The organism is Pseudomonas sp. NPDC088322, from assembly GCF_044740745.1.
Classification (GTDB): Bacteria; Pseudomonadota; Gammaproteobacteria; order Pseudomonadales; family Pseudomonadaceae; genus Aquipseudomonas; species Aquipseudomonas shirazensis.
This window is the reverse complement of sequence record NZ_JBIURK010000005.1, coordinates 73,949-94,025: the sequence shown is the minus strand read 5'-3', so window position 1 is coordinate 94,025 and position 20,077 is coordinate 73,949. Positions and strand designations below refer to the sequence as shown.

The following is a 20,077-nucleotide window of genomic DNA, read 5'->3' as shown; positions in this document are numbered from 1 at the left end:
TTGTTCTTGTTATGTCAGAGCCGTTACCTGTTGTTTTTATTGGGTGTCACGTTTTTGTTCTTGTTATGCCAGAGATATAGCAGGTGGCGTGCCAACTTTTTAAAAACCTTGTAAATCAAGGGTTTGGCTATTTTCTGCATCTTCTCGCTGCGGGAAATTCTGTCGAATTGTTTCCCTGTTACCCGAATTTCCGCTGCGCAACGTGGGGGCGGTAACACCAGGCCCACACATTGATGACATTAGCGTGACTCATTGTGCGCTTCGGGCCCGCGCGACACGCGAGCCTGTCGGTCGCCCCAGCACCTGGCTGATGCGCTGGCCGGCGGCGATCAGCCGGTCGAGGTCTATGCCGGTTTCGATCCCCAACCCCTGCAGCAGGTACAGCACATCTTCAGTGGCGATGTTGCCGGTAGCGCCCTTGGCATAAGGGCAGCCGCCAAGCCCGGCGACCGAGCTGTCAAACACCTGGATACCTTCCAGCAGGCTCGCGTAGACGTTGGTCAGGGCCTGGCCATAGGTGTCATGGAAGTGCCCGGCCAGTTGTGCACGCGGCACCTGCGCCGAGACCACTTCAAACAATCTGCGTGTGTCACCGGCAGTGCCGGTACCGAGGGTGTCGCCCAGCGATACCTCATAGCAGCCCATGTCATGCAGCGCCTTGGCGACCGGAGCAACCTGCTCGGCGCTGACCCGGCCTTCATAAGGACAACCAAGCACACACGACACGTACCCGCGCACCCGCACACCATGGCTGCGCGCTGCTTCCATGATCGGTTCGAAGCGCTGCAGGCTGTCACTGATCGAGCAGTTGATATTGCGCTGTGAGAACGCCTCGGTAGCAGCGGCGAATACAGCTACCTCTTTGACACCCGCAGCAACCGCGTCTTCAAAACCACGCAGGTTCGGCGCCAGCGCTGCGTAGGTGACCCCAGGAAGCTGCTTGATCGCGCTGAATACTTCGGCCGAGCCGGCCATCTGTGGGACCCACTTGGGCGAGACGAAACTGCCCACCTCGATGTAGGACAAACCGGCCTCGCTCAGATCATCGACCAGGCGCACCTTGTCGGCGACGCTGATCGGCTGGGCTTCGTTCTGCAGGCCGTCGCGCGGGCCGACTTCAACCAGGCGAACGTGTGTTGGCAATGACATGGCAGGGTTCCTGTGGCGAGTCAGCACGTGCTGTCGGAAGGTTTGGGCGTGGCGGCAAGCGCTTGCTCGCAACGCTCCTGAGCGGTATCCAGTTCAAGGTGCATCTGCTCAATATCGAGCATCTGCTGCTCCAGCTGAGCGCGCCGCTCGGCAATTTTCACCAGCATGCTGTTGAGCTGCTTGAAGTTGCCGCCGCTCGGGTCATAGAGCTCGATCAGCTCGCGGCACTCGGCCAGGGAAAAGCCGATGCGCTTGCCGCGCAGAATCAGCTTGAGCGTGACTTTGTCGCGGGCACTGTAGATGCGCTCCAGCCCGCGCCGCTCAGGGCTGATCAGGCCTTGCTCTTCATAGAAGCGGATGGCCCGAGTAGTGATGTCCAACTCACGGGACAGGTCGGAGATGCTGTAGGTCTGGGTGCTCATGCTTGGGCTCGGAAGATTTATCGCACTAAGCTACTGGGAGCTTTACGTTTACGTCAAGGCATCCTGGGCTTATCCGCCCTTGGCGGAGCACGTGGGTGGTTCAGCGCTGGCAGGCATGCTAAAAGTCAGACTGATCATTTATAAATTGAATCCTCTGATGTCTATCAGCGTTAAATCGAATAGGGCGTTGTTCGATCTCGACTTGTTGCGGGCGATCGTTGTGGTGGCCGATTGCGGCAGCTTCACAACTGCCGCAGCCCGCTTGCACTCGACTCAATCGACCATCAGTCAAAAAGTCAGGCGGCTGGAAGAAATGGTCGGCCATCGCCTGCTGGTGCGGGGCAATCGTGATGTGTTGCCTACCGATGCCGGGCAGACCTTGCTTGGCTATGCCAGGCACATGCTGGCGCTCAACGATCAGATGCTCGAAGCCCTGGCCGGCGCGATGGTCGGCACTACGGTGCGGCTTGGGGTGCCGGAGGATTTCGTCGGCGGGCGCACGACCAATGCGCTGTCTGACTTCAGCCGGCGCCATCCGCAGGTCAAACTCGAGGTGACCAGCGGGCTTTGTCGCGACCTTAGCCAAGCCTACGACAATGGTGAGCTGGACCTGGTGCTGCTCAAACAGCGGCGCAACAGCCGCGAAGGGGTGGCCTGCTGGCCCGAGCGCCTGCAGTGGATCGATAGTGCGCGGCTGCCGGCGTTCGAACTCGATCCAATTCCTCTTGTGACCTTCCCCCCGCGTGGGCTGTACCGCGATGACATGATCAACGCCATCGAAGGCATGGGCCGGCGCTGGCGCATCAGCTTCACCAGCTCCAGCCTGAGCGGGATTCAAGCGGCGGTTGCCGATGGTATGGGTGTGAGCCTGCTGCCGCCGCGTGCTGCGACGGCTGAACACCGCGTACTGGGTAGCGAGCACGGTTTGCCGGAGGTCGACAGCTACGAGATTGTCATAGTGCACAGGCCAACTGCCGAGCAGATGGTGCGCTCGTTGGCGCAGGTGCTGACAGAGCTTCTGATGGTCCATGCCATCTGACAGGCACGCAGATTGTCCTGTCAGCGAGACAATCAGTGCTGTTTGCACCGTCTATTGCACGATTATCACCGCAGGTAAGCTTGTACCCAGTCAAAAAGGAGACCTCTCATGAAAGACATTCTGGGCGTTCATCAAGCCCCTGCCGGGCACTGGGTGGGCGATGGTTTTCCGGTGCGCAGCCTGTTTACTTATGACCAACTGGCTCGGCATATCAGTCCGTTTCTGCTGCTGGACTACGCCGGCCCGCACGATTTTGCGCCCACCACCGCTCGGCGCGGCGTTGGCGAACACCCGCACCGCGGCTTTGAGACCGTGACCATCGTCTACCAGGGCGAAGTCGAGCATCGCGACTCCACGGGCGCCGGCGGTTTGATCGGGCCGGGGGATGTGCAGTGGATGACCGCTGCCGATGGCATCATCCATGAAGAATTCCATTCGCCAGCGTTTGCCCGCAGCGGCGGAGCACTGGAGATGGTGCAGCTGTGGGTCAATCTGCCGGCGCGGGACAAGCGTGCCCCGGCGGGTTACCAGACACTGCTGGCAGCGAATATTCCGGTTGTGCCGCTGGCAGACCAGTGCGGCAGCCTGCGAGTCATTGCCGGCGAGTTCGAGGGCGCCGCGGGCCCGGCGCGCACATTCACCGCGATGGATGTCTGGGATGTCCGCCTCAACGCCGGCGCAACGCTGCAACTGCCGGTCGCCACTGGGCGCAACGCCGCCATAGTCGTGCTGCGCGGCAGCGTAACGGTCAATGGTAACCGCGCAGCCGGCCCGGCCAGTTTGGTGCTGCTTGACCGAGCCGGCGCGGGGGTCCACCTCGAGGCGCAGGCGGGTGCGGTCCTGCTGCTGCTCAGCGGTGAACCGATCGACGAGCCAATCGTTGGCTATGGGCCTTTTGTGATGAATAGCCAGGCGCAGATTGCCGAGGCGTTGGATGACTTTCAAGCGGGTCGATTTGGACGTATGGGTGGTAGGCATGGCGCCGCCCACTGAGCGGCAGGCATAGGCGGACCGCCCGTCGCGCGAGGGCGATGGCAGATCGAACGGTCGTCATGGCTCGGCGATCTTCCACTAAGGTGCTAGTGGGTGGCTGGGCAGTGGATGTTCTGGCGAATGGACCGCCGCTTGAAATTGAGCAACCTCAGCTGACGCCTCGCCCTTGACGGTGCACTCAAAGACAACAGGCCATCCCATGAAGAGGGTCGTACCATGTCGTTGATAGGTGTTTCAATGTTGGAAATGCGGCAAATCATCGAACAGGCCTGCCTGCCTGATCGGTGCGAGGTCAGTTGCCCTGATGGTGCCAGCCTGACCATCCGGCTGGGCGAGGGCCAAAGCTTGAAGCACTGCGTAACCCTGACTGATGTGCCGATCGATAGCCTTAACAGTTGCCGCGATCTGGTGGGTTTGGTTGCAGAGCTGCGCGCTCAGCAACGTCAGGCACAGCAGCCGGTTGCAGCCAAGCGGATCGCCTGACAGCGAGTCGTCGATGTGTGCTGCGGCGCCGATCGCGGTAAAGGGCCGCAGCTAAGCGGCCCCGTTGTGCTGACTCAGCGCTGCGGATTGAGTGTCAGGTGCACATGACGGTTGACATCCTTGTACAGCAGGTAGCTGAACGGACCCGGGCCGCCGGCATAGCAAGCTTGCGGGCAGAACGCGCGCAGCCACATGAAATCGCCAGCTTCAACTTCAACCCAATCCTGGTTCAGGCGATACACGGCTTTGCCTTCCAACACGTAAAGACCGTGCTCCATCACATGCGTCTCGGCGAACGGAATCACGCCGCCGGGCTGGAAGGTGACGATGTTGACGTGCATGTCATGGCGCATATCGGCCATGTCGACAAAGCGCGTTGTGACCCAGCCACCGTTGGTGCCCGGCATCTCGATCTTGGTCGCATTGTCGCGGTGGGTGACGAACGCTTCTGGAATATCCAGGCCTTCGACGCGCTGGTAATGCTTGCGCAGCCAATGGAAGGTGACGTTGGCCTTGCTGTGGTTACGCAGGCTCCACTCGGCGCCTGGTGGAATGAACGCATAACCGCCAGGCGCCAGGGTGTGATGCTTGCCCTGCAGGGTGATGTCGATTTCACCCTCGACCACGAACAATACCGCTTCGGCGTTCGGGTCCAGCTCTGGACGCTCACTGCCGCCTTCCGGAGCGACTTCAACGATGTACTGCGAGAAGGTCTCGGCAAAGCCGCTCAGAGGGCGAGCGATAACCCACATGCGCATCTTGTCCCAGAACGGCAGGTGGCTGGTGACGATGTCACGCATCACGCCTTTGGGGATAACGGCATAGGCTTCGGTGAACATGGCACGGTCAGTCAGCAGCTCGGTTTGAGCGGGGTGCCCACCGTGAGGGGCGAAGTAGGAATGGTTCGACATGGACAGTCTCGACTTGTTGTTCTCTCCCCGTGCCGGAAACCGCACCGGCCGGTGCGCCGCAGGGGATGCACGGACAGGATAGGGTCCGTGCACAGCCATCCACAAATTAAATGTTGAAATACCCGCTATTCGATTACTGAATGCTCACCTTGCGCCCCGCGTGGTTCTCGGGCAAGCGATCACCTTGGCCGAACAGCTTGTGGCGCAATGTGCCTTCCGCGTAGGCCACAGGGTAGCGGTCGCGCCGTTGTAGCTCTGGAATCAGCAGCTCGACGACATTGCTCAAATCATCCGGTTGTACGGCGTAAGTGAGGTTGAAACCATCGACACCGGTCTGGTCGAGCCAGCGCTCCAGTTGGTCGGCAACCTCGCTGGCGGAGCCGATCAAGACTGGGCCGCGGCCGCCAAGGCCGATGAATTCGGCGGCTTCGCGCACCGTCCACTGCCGGCCTGGGTCGGCCGCGGTAAAGGCGGCCAGGGCTGCGCGGCCAGCATCATTCTCGACATATTCAATCAGCGCATCCGGATCGAGGCCGGCGAAGTCGATGCCGGTCCAGCCGGACAGCAGCGCCAGCGCGGCGTCAAGATCCACATAACTGCGGTATTCGGCAAAGCGCGCCTGCGCCTGCTCACGGCTGTCCGCGACGATCAACAGCGCCTGCGCGTAAATCAGCACCTCGTCAGGGCCGCGTCCCGCCGCGGCGCTGGCCTGGCGCACGCCGTCAGCATAGCGGCGCAGCACCGTCGGCGTCGGTCCGCTGATGAATACGCACTCGGCGTGCTCCGCAGCGAAGGCCTGACCGCGCGCGGAGGCGCCGGCCTGGAACAGCACAGGCGTGCGCTGCGGCGAAGGTTGGCACAGGTGCATCCCGGGGACCTGGAAATGGTCGCCGTGATGGCCAATCGGATGGACCCGCGAGGGTTCAATGTAGCGGCCCGATTCGCGGTCCAGCAGTACGGCATCGTCATCCCAGCTTTTTTCCCAGAGCTTGTACAGCACCTGCAGGTATTCATCGGCCAGGTCGTAGCGCTGGTCATGGCCCAACTGCCGAGCCAGGCCAAGATTGCGTGCGGCGCTGTCCAGGTAGCCGGTGACGATATTCCAGCCGACCCGGCCATTACTCAGGTGGTCCAGGGTCGACATGCGGCGGGCGAACGGGTACGGGTGCTCGTAGGTCAGCGAGAAGGTCACGCCGAAGCCCAGATGCTCGGTGACCCCGGCCATGGCCGGGACCAGCAGCAGGGGATCGTTGACCGGGACCTGCACGCCCCCACGCAAGGCCGCTTCGGGCCCGCCTTGGTAGACGTCGTAGATGCCCATGACATCGGCAATGAACAGCGCGTCGAACAGGCCACGTTCAAGCAGACGAGCCAGGTCAGTCCAGTAATCCAGCCGGTTGAACGCCACGCTGGTATTGCGCGGATGGCGCCACAGCCCGGGGGACTGATGACTGGCGGCGTTCATGCTGAAGGCGTTGAAGCGAATCGGGCGGGGCATGCGAGGCGTTCCTTGGCGTCAGGGCAGGACGGCGGTCGGGTACACCGCGTCAGCCACGGTCAACTTGTGTGGGATCAGACCCAGGCCCTGGAAGGTGTCGGCCAGTTTTTGCTGTTCGGCAACGATTGCCGGGGTAATCGGCACGGCGTTGTAATTGCGGCGCTCGCTGGCCACTTCCAGCACCTCAGCCTTGATCCCTAGTTGCGGTGCCAGCAGGCTGGCAACTTCCGCTGGCTTGGCATTGGCCCACTGGCTGACTTTGGCCAGCTCGCTGAAGAACGTCTTCAGCCATTCGCGGTGCTGGTCGGCAAAGCTCGCGGTGGAGAGGTAGAAGGTCCGGTTGTTGGTCAGGCCGCTACCGTCGCGCAGGTTTTTCAAGCCCGGTTGCTGCTCGGCTGCTGCCAGGAATGGGTCCCACAGCGTCGAAGCCTGCACGCTACCCGACTGTAGGGCGGCGACGGCATCGGCGGCGTTGTTGACGTATGCCGGGGTAATGTCCTGATAGCTCAAGCCAGCTTGCTGCAACGCGACGGCCAGCAGGTATTGGGCATTCCAGCCGCGGCCAGTGGCAACTCGCTTGCCCTTGAGCTCCTGCACGCTGGTGATGTGATCCTGTTCGCGTACCACCAGGCCAATCCCGCGCGGGTAGGGCTGTTCAGCCGCCAGATAGACCACAGGCTTGCCAGCGGCCTGGGCGAACACCGACGGTGCATCAGCGGCGTGACCCAGGTCGATCGCACCGGTGCTCAGCGCTTCTAGCAGTTGCGGGCCGGCGGCGAATTCGTGCCAGCTGACTTTCACGCCCTGTGCAGCGAGCGCCTTTTCCAAGGCGCCCGTGCCCTTGAGGATGTTTACGCTGTTGAATTTCTGGTAGCCGATGCGCAAGGTCTTGGCATCGTCGGCTATGGCTTGTGACCAAGGCAGTATGGAGCTGACGACACTGGCCAGCAGGCCGCCGAGCAAGAAACGGCGGAGGGGAGAAAAGGCACGGTTGGACAAGGCGGGTGCTCCTGAGCGAAGGCTGGAATGTGGGCTCCAGCGTAAGGGAGGCGGCTCAAGGCTTTCAATTTCTTTATTCCATTTGGTTAGATTGTTTTGTTATTTTTATATCCTTTTGTGTTTGCGGGGTTTCAGCGTTATTCCTTGTGTGTCAGCTCTGCGACCAGCAGTAGCGATTGCGGAACGGTGCTTTGTGGATGCTGCGGTTCCTGCAGTTGGAGGAGGGTTAGTCCGGCCATGTCCAACGCCGCGAGCCAGCTTGTCAACGTGCGCATGTACCACGGCATCGGCTTCCAATCACCCTTGAACCCAGCGAAGGATTCTTCACGCCAGCCATCTTGATAATCACCGTTGGCGGCGCTCCATGGGTGTAGCGACTGGATCACCAGCACGCCGCCCGGAGCCAGCAAGGTGGTCATCGCGCTCAGCAGCGGGATGATGTCCTGATGAAGCAGTGCGAAGTTGGCGCAAATCGCGTCGTAGCATTTGCCGAGTCCCACATCGCCGCTGGCGAGTTGTTCGTAGCTGCAGTGGTGGACGGGTGACGAGCCGGCTGCGCGTGCTGCCTCGACCAGGGTTGAATCGCCATCCACGCCTACGGCTTCGATACCCCGAGCAGTGAGGGCGCGCAACAGCCATCCCTCACCGCAGCCGAGGTCGAGAACCCGCTGTGGCTGGCGTGACAGGATGGCCAGCAGGATCGCTTGATCGGTGACCTGGCGGCGGCTTTCGATACTGCCACTGCGCACGGCTTCGATCCAGGCGTGGGCGTTGTCATGCCAGCTTTGCTGGAGGCGGGTTTCAGGGTCGGGGGAGGACATGGCTGGCTCCGGCAGTGACAGATAGGTACAAGCTTAGGCGGTGCACTGGGCCCAGTGACATCGATACTTCAGCCGACCAGCCAGCCGCTGTCGCCCTCGATCAGCGTGCCGCCATGGTCAGTGGTGTCCCCAAGTCGGGCCACGGCCTTGCCTGCGATGGCGTAACTTGGCGAGCCGCTTTCAATGACGGCGCCGCAGCTTATGCGGTCGCCAACACAAGCAACCTCGCGCCCGCCGACCCTTGTCGCAGAAGTGCCCGAGACCACTTCGCCGATGCCGTGAATTGGGCAGTCATGTTTGTGGCCGATCAGCACAATGGGTTTCATCGGTGAAGGACTCCTTGGCTGTAGTGGACTGGTTGCCGGGCTTGGCTCGTCTACGGGTAGCGCGTGGTTTTTTCGCCGGCCGCTGGCCCGGGCGTATGGCCCACAGATGGGCGTTCGCACGCAGGCGCTCCTGGATATGAGGCGGCCTGTCGGCCAAAGTGGTTAGCGGCGGGATGGGTTTGCCGGGCAATCCTGCTTCGCGGATGATTTTTGGCCACCGAGGTTTCCAGCACAGCAGCAGGCTTAGCCAGTGGCCCAAACCGAGAATGAGGAAGGCGGGCGAAATAAGAATGAGGCCTAACTTGATGATCCGCGACGAATTCCAGAAGTAGTGGGTAAGGCCCTCGAACTGCGGAGTGAATGCCTGCCATGGCCAAGGGAAGTGTGAAGTGATGCGTGGGCGGGGTAGGCCCTCGGGGCCTTCGTCCATGAAACGGCGGATGAATTCCCATTCGGCCTGGATTTCAGATTGATTGTTTCCTGCTTTTCCAACCCACGCACACTCTGGATAGTGGCTTCGTGTAAACGATTGTGACCAATATAGGAATAGCGGAAAACCAACCCCTCCTGCGATTGCAGAGTTGTGATTAGCGCCTGAACTGCTCACGCCAATCCATGGGAGTGTCACTAGACCACCGCAGTAGTGCGGTCGATGTAGATAGACCTGTTGAGTTTTGCGATTGAAGCGTATGATTAAATGTCGTGACGTGAATATCTCCAGTCGCGATATTGGTAGTCCTAATTTAATGTATGCAATCGTAAAGCCAGAGCTCAGAAGTCCAAGGTAGATGCTGAGTGCAAGTGCGAAAAAGTCCACGGTAGAACCGTCGGTGGGATCTTCATACGGTACGGCGAAGGCGAAATTTAACGAGCCTGCTATCCCTGCTGTGATAGTGGCAAACAACGCTAAGGACAATATGGTGATAAGGCCGCGCTTGCCTTCCCCCATGCCACATCTCATTTCTATATTCGTATCATCGTATACATAAACCGCCCCCCTTGAAGCGGGTGCCAAGCTAGCACTCAATCTAGCGGCAGCAAGGCTTTCGATTTCGTCGCTTTCATACGCGGGTATGTCCGTAATATCAATGTCGGTAGGGAGCTTGTTTCGTGGTTCATCAGTCTCAGATCGTATTACAGTCTGCCAGTAGCCCCATTCAAATAAGAACATTAGAGGGTCTCCGATACGGCATTAATAAATGATGCAAGTTCTTCTTGGTCTAGCTCATAAAATTTGGTGTTTTTGCTTCGGCTGAAGCAGCATTTTTCACACCATTTCTCCAGTTCGTTCTCATCTATGACCAAGAGTGTAAACGTCATTCCGATAGCTACTACGCCACCTATCCACCCCATTCGACTTAATAGCAATAGCAGTGCGCGATTCCCTGCTAGGGTCTTGGAGAATGCAGCCAAAAGTTTCGCGGGGCCGCTTATGTGTTTACTAGATGCATTTAGTGCTAGCCACCGGAAGTAGGCGCCTGCTTGGGAGAACGCGATTCCTCCTTGCCCGCTCAGAAGGATAAAGGTCGCGAAAGCCCTCGTTGAGTAGGCTCCGGCTAACATGCCTTTTTTGAGATCGCGTGTATCTCTGTAATTGGCGCCTGCGCTGAGGGCATCGTTGATGTCCCACGCGATGCTCACTGCTCCTCCTGCGCTGGCCATTGCGGCCCCCCAGACACGATACCGGCCTAGACTAATGCTCGCTCCCCTCGCCGAGGCACTCCTCCTTTCAAGAGATGCCAGTGCTTGCTCTGTCCCCACAGCCAACAACTCCATCCCCGCCGCCGCACTCGTCAACGCCCCCGCAGCCACTTCGCTCCAGAACCGTCGATCCTTATCTTCTCGCCTGCCTTGCAGCAGCAACAGGCTCGCTTCCAGCAACAGCAGCGCGCTGCTGACTCGCAGGCGGTAGAAGCTGTTGCTGTGCGCGCCGTTCAGACTGTCGACATAGGCCTGATCAAGCCGGCGCATGATCGGTGCGGCAACGCGGCCCGGTGAGGGTGTGTGGCCGGCCTGCGCGTGTTCGGCCATGCGCAAGTTGAGTGCTTGCTCACCCAGCGAAGCAGTAAGGAGAGTTACCAGACGCCTATGCAGTGCTCGGTCTACAGCGTTGGGCGCACCGGCGCTCAGGGCTTCACGCCCTAGATGACCAATCCAGGCCAGTGCGCCGGCAGTATTGACGTGGCCATGTTGGGCTAATTGCTCCAAATGGCCGTCGATTGCGCTGAATTGGGCCGCCAGTGCCTTGGCTTGTTGCAGTGCGGTTTCCAGTTTTTGCCAGTCGTCCGCTGGCCCGTGGAGAATGCGCATATCGCTTTGGGTCTTTGCCAGTACCTCGGCAACCGATTTCTGATTGAACACATAAGCGCGCATGGCCAAGTTGCTCGCTTCAACTTCGCCGCTCTGCCACCAACGGCTGAGCAACTGCGCGCCTTTGACGGTGCCTTCCATACCCAGCACGCAGAGGCCGGTCTGGTGTGCAAAGCACAGACCGCTGCTGAGGTCTTCCTGATCGTAGAGATCCAGCGCTGCAAGCAGTCGCGGATGCTGCAGCCACATCAGGTGGTCGCCTGCCCGGGCATCAGCCTGGCGTTGCGCTTCGCGGCTAACGGTCTCGAACCAGCCCAGCTGAACGTGCATGGCGGGCAGATCGACCCTTGGCAAGTAGCGCTCTTCGAAAGCCTTGGCAAACTCGCCAGTGGCAGCACGCGCTTCGAGATCCTTGCGCTTGAACTGCGCATCAACTTCAAGAATGCCTTCGCGTGTCTGCGCCCACCATTCGCGGGTTGGACCGGGCGGCAGGCTTTGTGCGCCATCTGTCAGGTACTCACGCAGGCTCTGCGTGTGGCGGCTCAGCAGCGCGCCGACCTTGCGCTCACTGAACTCGGCGTGCAGTTGAGTGAACGCTTGTGCCACCAGCACCTTGCGCTCGTTGCTGATCCCCGGCTGGTCTGGTTCAGCGCCGGGGGTGGTGGTTTCCAGCCAGCCTTTGAGGTGTTCCAGGCCCGCGTTGCGCCAGGCATTGAGATCCTGGGTAATGCCGATCGCGTCTTCCACCACGATGGCGATACCTCGCGGCGTATCGCTGTTTGGCTTTGGCTTGAGCATCTGCCGAGAGGCCACCAGCGACATGATCTTCGGCGTCGAAGACAGCTGTGCGTCAAGCATCTTGCGCAGGTCTGGATCGTTCTCTGCGGCGAAATCGGCCACCAGGTCGAGTTGACCGTAAGTCAGTACATGCGACTCAGGGACTGAGCAGGAAGGGGCGGCATACTTGGCCACGTTCACAGCCGGCAAGCTGGAAGCCTGGTGGAACAGCCGCATCAGCGTAGCTCTGCTCAGTGGGTCAGGGCTGTAGAACAGCCGCAGCCCGATCAGGTCATCGACATCGTGGATAGTCAGAGCCCATGCCAGGTTGCGCATCACGTCCTGCGCCGTCAGCGAGGCCGGCGGGGCTTGCCAGGGGTCATCGAAGCTGGAGATGGCCAGTGAGCCATCTGCCGAAATGCGGAAAGGGTCAAGAAATAACAACCTGTTGCCTATTCGGCGAGCTTCCATGACGTAAAGAAATCCTTCACGCAGTGGCCGTATCGCGTAGGCAGCCTGAGTAAAGGCGCCAGCCTGATGCGCGTGATGCAGGTTGTCTGGCAATTGCGGCAGGCGCTCGCGTAAGCCGGAGTTGCCGCCGACGGCGGCGTAGCGCAGTGGCAGAATGGTGAAGCTGCGGGTGCAGCTGACTGCAGGGCCTGCGGCTAACGGTACGCTGAGGGCCTCGCAGGCAGCCCGATTAATAGCGAAGAGCTTGTCCATGCTGATCATGGTGGCGTCCTTATCGAGGCTGGCAGGAGAGGGGCGCTAGCAGGGCGTCTGCCAGCGGGCGTTTGAGCTCGCTTGCTTCGGCAACGGCCTGCTTCCACGCGGCCGACTCAGCCAGCGCATCGCCGTTGAGGGTCATCATGGTCACGTAGCTGATCAGGTCCTGCTGGCGGCTCAGGCCAGCTTTGCGAGCTGCACTCAAATGCGCGCGAGCAATGCCTAGGCGAATGGTGTGGCATTGGCCGGTCATGCCCGCAGCTGCCATCGCGGTGCCGATGGCGTCGGCCAAGGTGTATTCCAGCGGGTCGCCGGTCAGCGCCTGCCAGCACGCGGAGTCCAGCGCGAAGGCGTTGCCTTGGCTGGTCGGCGCGCGATCCTCTCCCTCGAGGCATACCCAGCGCTCGCGACCTGGGTCAGGTACCGGTATCCATATTTTATGGATAGGCGCGAGCCACTCGCGTACCGCCGGCAAGTCGCGCCGTGCATGCAGAACCTGGAGACTGCGTGCGATGTGCCAACGCAGCAGGTAGCTATTGCCATCAGGCGCGACCGTGCGATTGGCCTGGCTCAGGTGCACGAGCAGTTCTGGCGGCGGCATCGCACTGACGATCCACGCGCAGATGCCCTCTTTGCCGTAGTGTTCGACATCCCAGTAGTTGCCCCACTGACCGTCCAGGCCATAGTCGGGCGCTGGAGTGATCAACCGTGGCCCAAGCGCCTGCAGGTTGGCGAATTCGGGCTGCTGAAGTAATGGCAACGCGTATTCCTTGATACGGCGCAGCAGTTCGCTGCGATCTCGCTCGCTCAAGCGGCTTATCTCGACGATGCCAGTCAGGCGGTAACGCGGGTTGCGCAGTACGTCGACGATCTCGTTTCCAAGATTGGTGGCCGTTGTGGTCATGCGTTGACCCCTTCGAGGCGGACAACACTGCGCCCCTCTTGAATCGCTTTGAGCAGGCAACTCAGGCAGACAGGCTCACCCGGCTCAGGCTTGCCGCTGATGCTGAAGGCGTAGGAACTCCCCTCAGGTGCTTGACCGATAGGGCCTTTGAAATTTATCGCGACACCGTCGAGGGTTATCCCGGAAGCATCCAGGCGTAACGTGCCGCCCGGCGATTTGACCGAGAAGCTGCCAGCGACCTCGATCTCGAAGTCCTGGGTCTGGTAGCGAATAGCTTGGCCGGCTTTCAGGTCGACGTGGCCAGCGACCTGTTGTTCGAGGTGCCCGCCGATATCGACGGTGTGGTTGGCAGCTGTGGTGTCGCGGCGGTGGTTGCCGACCTGCTCGATGCGGTCCTGAGCGATAGTGATGCTGTGGTGGCGGCCGATTTCGAGGACGTCATCGCGACCAGTTTGATGCTGACGATCCTGACCAATCGAAACCTTTTCATCATTGCCTATCGACTCTGTGCGGTCATGGCCGACGCTGAGGGTTTCGTCACGCTCGACTTGCTCGGCGCGATCATTGCCGACTTTGGTGGTTTCGTTGTGGCGGACCACGTTGTTCTGGTCTTTCTGGGCGTGAATGAACACCTCTTGCCGGTCCAGCTCATCCTCGAAGCGCAGCTCATTGAAGCCTTGCCCTTTGTGGGTCTGGCTTTTGATGGTCATGCGGGTCTTGTGCTGCGGTAAATCATAGGGCGGCAGCTGGTTGGCGCAGTAGGTGCGGCCGGTAATCAATGGCTGATCGGGATCGGCATTGACGTATTGAACGATCACTTCCTGGCCGACTCGCGGTATGGCCATCGATCCCCAACTGCCACCTGCCCAGCCCTGGGCAACGCGGATCCAGCACGAGCTGAACTGGTTGTCCTTGCTTTCTCGGTCCCACGGAAAGCTGACCTTGACCCGCCCCCACTGGTCGCAATAAATCTCTTCCTCGGGCGGCCCGACCACCGTCGCCATGTGCGGCCCGTCAATGCGCGGCCTGGCCAACAAAGCGGGCTTCCAGTCGATGCGGCCCGGTACCAGCTCAGCATGCTGGACATAGTGTGTGCCCTGATCGGCATCCGCCGCCTCTTCCTGCAGACTGGTGAACTGGCTGCCGACGTGACGCACGCTGATCACCCGCCAGTGGGCGTTGAGGTCCTCACGGGGATGATTGATCAGATTGAAGCTCAGCCCAGGTTGCAGACGAACATCGTCGCCTTCCACTTCAGCCAGGCGCACCGCGTGGCGGCGTGCGGTCAGCCGCGTCTGGGTGAACGGCTTGCCAACCACATCGAGGTTGTAGCGGCCGGGATAGTCGAAGCGTTCGTACTTGTTGCAGGGCAGCTTCCACTGGCTGGCAACCACCCCGTGTTGTTGGCGGTAGGCTGGCCGCAGGAAGGTATAGTCGCGCTGCTGCTGGTGAGTGGTTGCCACCTGCTCGCAATAGCGAAGCCTGCGCAGGCAAGGGCCGGCGGGATCGCCGCCACTGTTGGAGTGATACAGCACGCTGAGCGGGTCGGCGGTGCCATCCTCGGCATAGCTGCGTAGATCGTCTGCGGGCTTGATGACGCTTCTGTTGATCTGCCCGAGGCTCATCACCCGGTCGGTCACGCGCAGGGTGTGGGCAGTAGCGCTGTGGTCAAAGCTGTAGATGTAGCCTTCTTCTGCAGCCAGACGTGCAATGAAGTCGAGGTCGGTTTCGCCGGCTTGCACGCAAAACTCGCGGACCTGGTGGTCGCACGTGGTGCTGAATTCGATCTGGGTCAGGCCTTGGCGCTTGAACATGACCTCGAGGATCTGCGCTGCGCTCTGCTGCTGGAAGATTCGCCAGTTGGAGCGCAGGCGTGCGCGTGCCAGTTGTGGTTCGATGACGGCTTGATAGCGGGTGCGATAGAAACCACTTTCGCCCTGGCTAAGGCTGCTGATCAAACCATGCACGTAGCGTACTGGCTGCTGGTCGCGGCAAATGGTGAACAGCGCTGGCTTGTCAATCAGCTCGGCGAAATCGACATCAGCTCGGTAGCTGATCAGCTCCAGCGTGAGCTTGAAAGGCGTGCTGAGGGTTTCTTCGAGGGTGAACGACACCACTTCGAACGGCGTGCGGCTGGCCAGAGGCTCGAAGCGGAAGCTCAGGTCGGATTGGCTGGGCATGGGACGTCCTTTTCAGCGTCTGCAAGCGTCGCCGATAGGGCCGATGAGTTGCCGACGGGGCTGGGGCGGGGCCGCTGTTTTCACGGCTTTGATTGCCTGCCAACCATACCGGGGTAGGGCTTTTGAGGGACCTATCCGGCTTCTGAGAAGGGCGTAGGAAAATTCGCTATCGAGGGTGAAAGGCTACCCGGCTGGCTACCTAGGCCCGACGCGTCGGCAGCAACGCCAACGCAACCCCACCGAGCACCACCAGCGAAGTCAGGCCCAAGCGCCAGGTCAGTGGCTCGCCGAGCAACAACACCCCACCAAGCGCTGCCAGCACCGGCACACTCAACTGCATGGTCGCCGCCTGCTGCGAGCTGATGCACTTGACCACGCTATACCAGAGGCTGTAACCGGCACCGGAGGCCAGCACGCCGGATCCGAGCGCATACAGCACGCCTTCGCCGCTCCAGTGCAGCGATGCGCCGCTCAGCGCCATTGCCACAACAGCGCCAAGCACCAGCGGCAAGCTGCGCAGGAAGTTGCCTGCAGTTGCCGCCAGCGGGTCGGCTGACCCTTTGCCCAGCAGTGAATACGCGCCCCATGCAATGCCTGCGGTAAGCATGACCAACGCGCTGGCAAGCGGCGGTGCGTCGGTGCCGGGTAACAGCAATGCAAGCAGTCCGGCGAAGGCAATCAACATCCCTAGCAGCACCTTGCGCTGCAGCAGTTCGCCTCGACACATGCCGAAAGCGTACATGCTGATCTGTACTGCCCCGAACAGAATCAGCGCGCCGGTGCCTGCACCCAGTTGCAGGTAGGCGAGCGAGAACAGCCAGGCATAGGCGAACAGGGCCAGTCCTCCGGTCCAGCTGCCTGCCGGATTGCGAGGCCGCCGAGTGCAGTACACCAATGCGGCGAGCACTAGCGCGCCACTGCCGAGCCGGATCGCCGTGAAGGCGGTGGCATCAATGGCGCCGTCGCGCAGGGCCAGACGGCAGAATACCGAGTTGGCGGCAAACGCCAGCAAACTCAGAAGAATGGGCAGCAGCAGCGATCGGTGGGTTACCGGCACGCTGAACGTGGTCTTGTCGTGCATAAGCAACAGTGGCCTGAACGGCTTGGCGAGCAAGCCTGCGTCGGGTGGTCGTGGACGTAGTCTTGCCGGGCTTGGGCTGGACCGCAACGGTACTTTCGAGATGTATTGCTTCGTCAGGTGCACGAATCATCTGTGCCAGGCCTGATTGCTCGACGGCAGATGGCTATCTAAGCTGCAACGGCATTCTACCAACCAGAGAAATTGGCCATGTCCGCACGAATCGTTCTGACCGACACCGGCACCACAGATGTACTGCAACTGGAGACTGTGCAACCGCAGCAGCCGGGGCCGGGTCAGGTCTGGCTTGAACAGACCGCCATCGGCGTCAACCCGCTCGACCTGCTGCAACGCAAAGGTGCTGCGCCGCTGGTGCTGCCAAGTGGCTTGGGGCTGGAGGGTGCAGGGCGGGTGACGGCTGTGGGCGAGGGCGTCGCCTCATTGCAGGTTGGCGATCGGGTTGCCTATGCCACCGGCCCGATTGGCAGCTACGCCAGTGGCCGCTTGTACCCGGCCGAGCGTCTGGTCAAGTTGCCGGCCTCGGTCAGTGATGAACAGGCCGCCGCAGTGTTGTTCAAGGGCATCACCGCACAGTACTTGATCAAGACAACCTATTCAGTAGGTCCCGGCAGTCAGCTGCTGGTCTACGGTGCTGGTGGCGCGGTGGGCCAGTTGCTGGTGGCTTGGGCCAGGCACTTGGGGGCGACGGTGATTGGTGTTGTGTCCCGGCCTGAAAGTGTCGGTCGCGCACAAGAGGCAGGCTGCGCGCACGTGCTGGTATTTGATGCGGCGACCTTGGCCGCCCAAGTCAAGGAACTGACTGCGGGGCAGGGCGTGGACGTGGTGTATGACAGCATCGGTAAAGTGTCGCTGCAGGCCTCACTGGACAGCCTGCGAACGCGCGGGCTGCTGGTGTCGTTCGGGGCGACCTCGGGTGCCCCTGCGCCCATCGAGGTGAGCACGCTCAATGCCAAGGGCTCGCTGTACCTGACACGGCCATCGCTGGCCGCCCATACCCAGACTGCCGAGGAATATCAGCAGCGCGCGGCAGACGTGCTGGAGGCTGTCAGCCAAGGTATCATCCTGCCGCGTATCTGGCGCCGCTACCCGCTGGCTGATGTTGCCCAGGCTCATACGGATCTGGAGCAGGGCCGTTCCGAGGGGGCGCTGATACTGATCCCTTGACCTTGTTTGAGAGCCTGCCCATGGACGCCTTCGACAGCCGCCGCGCGGATGAACTGGCAAGCTTGCTGGCCTTGCACGAGCAAGGTTCATTCGCCGCTGCCGGGCGCCAGCTCGACCGCCACCCGTCGGTGCTGTCGCGGCGTTTGAGTGCGCTCGAACAGCGCCTGGGAATTCGTCTGGTTGAACGCACTACCCGCCAGTTGCGTTTCACCGATGAGGGCGAGCGACTGGTGCAGCGGCTGCGCCAGGCCAGCCGCTTGATCGATGAAGCCGAACAGGAAGCGGCCGAGGGCGCTGCGACCGTCCGGGGGCGTCTACGCCTGGCGCTGCCGGCGGCGATGGGCAGGCGCTGGCTGAGTGGGCTGCTGGCCGACTTCGTCCTGGCGCATCCGCAGGTAACGATGGAGGTCGAGTACTCAGACCGTTTTGTCGATCTGGTGGCTGAAGGTTTTGACGCGGCAATCCGTATCGGTGAGCTGGCGGACAGCCGGTTGGTGGCAAAAAAGCTCTGCGATCATCTGCGCATTCTGTGCGCATCGCCGGAGTACCTGGCCAAACATCCCACGCTTCAAGTCCCTGCTGACCTTGCCGAGCATAACTGCATGGGTTTCAGTGGCTTGCGCTCGTTTCCTGAATGGAACCTAACGGCCGGCGCGCGGCATGTAAGCGTCAAGGTCTCAGGTTCACTGCGCAGCAATGACAATGAAGCCTTGCTGGAGGCTGCCCGCCGGGGTGTCGGCATTATCGCTGGCGGCGACTGGTTGATGATCGAAGACCTGGCCGCCGGCAGGCTGGTACGCGTGCTGCCAGACTGGCAACTGGATGTCACGGCCGGAATCTACCTGGTACGGCCCTCGGCGCGATTGCACACTGCAGCCGTCGGCGCACTCAAGGACTGGCTGCAGCGCTCATTCCATTCAGGGCCACCATGGCGAATCAAGGCCTAGAATATTTATCAGGAAGTTCTTATAAGTTACTGATTTATAGCGTTATCGCTTGGCAATAGCGTGTTGCAAGCATTGGTCATAATAGGTTTTCTTGATGGCCGCAGGCTTGAGTCGGGAGCGGCTGTTGTAGGTCTGTTCCGTGATCCCGAAGGCGGTCATGCGCATCCACGGTTTGGGGAACTTGCGCGCCTGCAGGCGCTTGCGCGTGGCGTACACGTTGACCCCGGAAAGCTTGGCTTGCTGCGCCTCAGCGGCAATCTGCGACCCCCAGCTACACACGTTGCGATCGTTCTGGCTCAAGGCTTTGGCCTGGGCTGTGATAGCGAAGGTCGCCAGCAGGCACCCGGCCATGGTTGCTAGAAATACCCGCATGATGCTGTCCTAAGCTTCTGAAGGAAAACGAAGTTTGCCTTCGCTTTCGAGGTTTGGGGGCCAGCAATTTGCCGCCATCCAGCACGGACGCCGAGGTACGAAACAGGCAGTGCCAAAGTATCAATAAAAACCCGCAGTCTGCGTATGTGATCGTACAACTGCTTGCGCTATCATGGTGCCTGTCTCTCAAGGTGAACTACAGGGCATGACAGAGCAGCAGGTACAGGCAAGGACCCGGCGCAAGCCGCGCAGTCTGGCCCAGGAATTGGTCACGGTGCTGACCGAACGCATCCGCAGTGGTCAGCTCAAGCGCGGCGACAAGCTGCCGACCGAGTCGCAGATCATGGCTGAGGAAGGCGTCAGCCGCACCGTAGTGCGTGAGGCTATCTCGCGGCTGCAGGCTGCCGGGCAGGTCGAGACCCGTCACGGTATCGGCACGTTCGTGCTCGAGGCCTCACCTGGCAGTGGCTTTCGCATCGATCCCGCCACCGTGGTCACCCTGCGTGAAGTGCTCGCGGTGCTGGAGCTACGCATCGCCCTGGAGATCGAGTCTGCCGGGCTGGCGGCGCAGCGCCGTACCGACGAGCAGTTGAGCGGGATGCGTGCGGCCCTGGATGAGATCAACGAAGGCGCTGCGCACGCGTCCGATGCGGTATCGGCAGACTTCCAGTTCCACCTGCGGATCGCCCAGGCCAGCGGCAATCATTATTTCGCCGACATCATCAATCACCTTGGCACCAGCATCATCCCGCGCACGCGGCTCAATTCGGCGCGTATTGCCCAGGATGACCAGGCGCATTACATGAGCCGTCTGCGCCACGAGCACGAAGCGATCTACGAGGCGATTGTGCGGGGCGATAGCGAAGGGGCGAAGATGGCGATGCGCATGCATCTGTCCAATAGCCGTGAGCGGCTGCGCCAGGCGCATGAGGCTGCAGAGGCGCAAGGGGTGTAGAT

19 protein-coding genes are annotated in these 20,077 nt (G+C 61.0%); 6 read left to right on the top strand and 13 right to left on the bottom strand.

The window, feature by feature from the left end; translation table 11 throughout:
* Window positions 1-249 precede the first annotated feature (249 nt).
* Together ACIOAU_RS14020 and ACIOAU_RS14015 are read right to left on the bottom strand one after the other, a co-directional pair.
* Entirely contained in the window at window positions 250-1,149 is a 900-nt protein-coding gene (locus ACIOAU_RS14020; protein WP_101319792.1) for a hydroxymethylglutaryl-CoA lyase, read from the bottom strand.
* Window positions 1,150-1,169: 20 nt separating this feature from the next.
* Window positions 1,170-1,571, bottom strand: a complete 402-nt coding sequence (locus ACIOAU_RS14015; RefSeq protein WP_101319790.1) for a MerR family DNA-binding transcriptional regulator — start codon at window positions 1,569-1,571, stop codon at window positions 1,170-1,172.
* Between the two features lie 157 nt (window positions 1,572-1,728).
* On the opposite strand from ACIOAU_RS14015, the gene ACIOAU_RS14010 reads away from it, so the two are divergent.
* From ACIOAU_RS14010 to ACIOAU_RS14000, 3 genes are all read left to right on the top strand, one after another.
* Window positions 1,729-2,610: a LysR substrate-binding domain-containing protein gene (locus tag ACIOAU_RS14010; RefSeq protein ID WP_150569121.1), complete on the top strand. Its 882-nt coding sequence runs from the start codon at window positions 1,729-1,731 to the stop codon at window positions 2,608-2,610.
* 108 nt (window positions 2,611-2,718) lie between these two features.
* Window positions 2,719-3,603, top strand: coding sequence for a pirin family protein (locus tag ACIOAU_RS14005; protein WP_150569122.1), 885 nt, complete (start codon window positions 2,719-2,721; stop codon window positions 3,601-3,603).
* Window positions 3,604-3,819: 216 nt separating this feature from the next.
* Entirely contained in the window at window positions 3,820-4,086 is a 267-nt protein-coding gene (locus ACIOAU_RS14000) for a DUF1652 domain-containing protein (protein WP_101319784.1), read from the top strand.
* A 74-nt stretch (window positions 4,087-4,160) separates the two neighbouring features.
* On the opposite strand, the gene ACIOAU_RS13995 is transcribed toward ACIOAU_RS14000, so the two are convergent.
* The 10 genes from ACIOAU_RS13995 to ACIOAU_RS13950 form a co-directional block, all read right to left on the bottom strand.
* Window positions 4,161-4,997, bottom strand: coding sequence for a bifunctional allantoicase/(S)-ureidoglycine aminohydrolase (locus tag ACIOAU_RS13995; protein ID WP_101319782.1), 837 nt, complete (start codon window positions 4,995-4,997; stop codon window positions 4,161-4,163).
* 133 nt (window positions 4,998-5,130) lie between these two features.
* The gene (locus tag ACIOAU_RS13990) at window positions 5,131-6,495 is read right to left on the bottom strand and encodes an LLM class flavin-dependent oxidoreductase (protein ID WP_401182653.1); all 1,365 of its coding nucleotides are present in this window, start codon (window positions 6,493-6,495) and stop codon (window positions 5,131-5,133) included.
* 18 nt (window positions 6,496-6,513) lie between these two features.
* A complete protein-coding gene (locus ACIOAU_RS13985; RefSeq protein ID WP_401182650.1) occupies window positions 6,514-7,494 on the bottom strand; it encodes an aliphatic sulfonate ABC transporter substrate-binding protein in 981 nt (326 codons plus the stop codon).
* Window positions 7,495-7,631: 137 nt separating this feature from the next.
* Window positions 7,632-8,315 carry a class I SAM-dependent methyltransferase gene (locus ACIOAU_RS13980; protein WP_401182647.1) on the bottom strand — a complete coding sequence of 228 codons (684 nt, stop codon included), beginning with the start codon at window positions 8,313-8,315 and terminating at the stop codon, window positions 7,632-7,634.
* Window positions 8,316-8,383: 68 nt separating this feature from the next.
* A complete protein-coding gene (locus ACIOAU_RS13975; protein ID WP_150572562.1) occupies window positions 8,384-8,641 on the bottom strand; it encodes a PAAR domain-containing protein in 258 nt (85 codons plus the stop codon).
* Window positions 8,607-9,590: a DUF6708 domain-containing protein gene (locus ACIOAU_RS13970; RefSeq protein WP_401182644.1), complete on the bottom strand. Its 984-nt coding sequence runs from the start codon at window positions 9,588-9,590 to the stop codon at window positions 8,607-8,609. The genes ACIOAU_RS13975 and ACIOAU_RS13970 overlap by 35 nt, the downstream gene beginning before the upstream one ends.
* Before the next feature lie 221 nt (window positions 9,591-9,811).
* Window positions 9,812-12,460, bottom strand: coding sequence for a T6SS effector BTH_I2691 family protein (locus ACIOAU_RS13965; RefSeq protein WP_401182642.1), 2,649 nt, complete (start codon window positions 12,458-12,460; stop codon window positions 9,812-9,814).
* Window positions 12,461-12,470: 10 nt separating this feature from the next.
* Window positions 12,471-13,358 (bottom strand): DUF4123 domain-containing protein, encoded by an 888-nt coding sequence (locus ACIOAU_RS13960; protein WP_401182639.1) that lies wholly within the window; start codon window positions 13,356-13,358, stop codon window positions 12,471-12,473.
* Window positions 13,355-15,538 (bottom strand): type VI secretion system Vgr family protein, encoded by a 2,184-nt coding sequence (locus ACIOAU_RS13955; protein WP_401182636.1) that lies wholly within the window; start codon window positions 15,536-15,538, stop codon window positions 13,355-13,357. Before ACIOAU_RS13955 ends, ACIOAU_RS13960 begins: the two co-directional genes overlap by 4 nt.
* Before the next feature lie 199 nt (window positions 15,539-15,737).
* A complete protein-coding gene (locus ACIOAU_RS13950; protein ID WP_150572558.1) occupies window positions 15,738-16,619 on the bottom strand; it encodes a DMT family transporter in 882 nt (293 codons plus the stop codon).
* Between the two features lie 207 nt (window positions 16,620-16,826).
* Between ACIOAU_RS13950 and ACIOAU_RS13945 the strand changes: the two genes are divergently transcribed.
* Together ACIOAU_RS13945 and ACIOAU_RS13940 are read left to right on the top strand one after the other, a co-directional pair.
* Complete coding sequence (locus ACIOAU_RS13945) at window positions 16,827-17,801, top strand: quinone oxidoreductase family protein (RefSeq protein ID WP_401182633.1); 975 nt, start codon at window positions 16,827-16,829, stop codon at window positions 17,799-17,801.
* Window positions 17,802-17,821: 20 nt separating this feature from the next.
* Complete coding sequence (locus tag ACIOAU_RS13940; protein ID WP_150569133.1) at window positions 17,822-18,748, top strand: LysR family transcriptional regulator; 927 nt, start codon at window positions 17,822-17,824, stop codon at window positions 18,746-18,748.
* A gap of 42 nt (window positions 18,749-18,790) precedes the next feature.
* Here ACIOAU_RS13940 and ACIOAU_RS13935 read toward each other — a convergent pair whose 3' ends face one another.
* On the bottom strand, window positions 18,791-19,120 hold the full coding sequence (locus ACIOAU_RS13935; RefSeq protein WP_401182630.1) for a hypothetical protein: 330 nt from the start codon (window positions 19,118-19,120) through the stop codon (window positions 18,791-18,793).
* A 205-nt stretch (window positions 19,121-19,325) separates the two neighbouring features.
* Here ACIOAU_RS13935 and ACIOAU_RS13930 point away from each other — a divergent pair, with 205 nt between their 5' ends.
* The gene (locus ACIOAU_RS13930) at window positions 19,326-20,075 is read left to right on the top strand and encodes a FadR/GntR family transcriptional regulator (protein ID WP_101319755.1); all 750 of its coding nucleotides are present in this window, start codon (window positions 19,326-19,328) and stop codon (window positions 20,073-20,075) included.
* Window positions 20,076-20,077 lie beyond the last annotated feature (2 nt).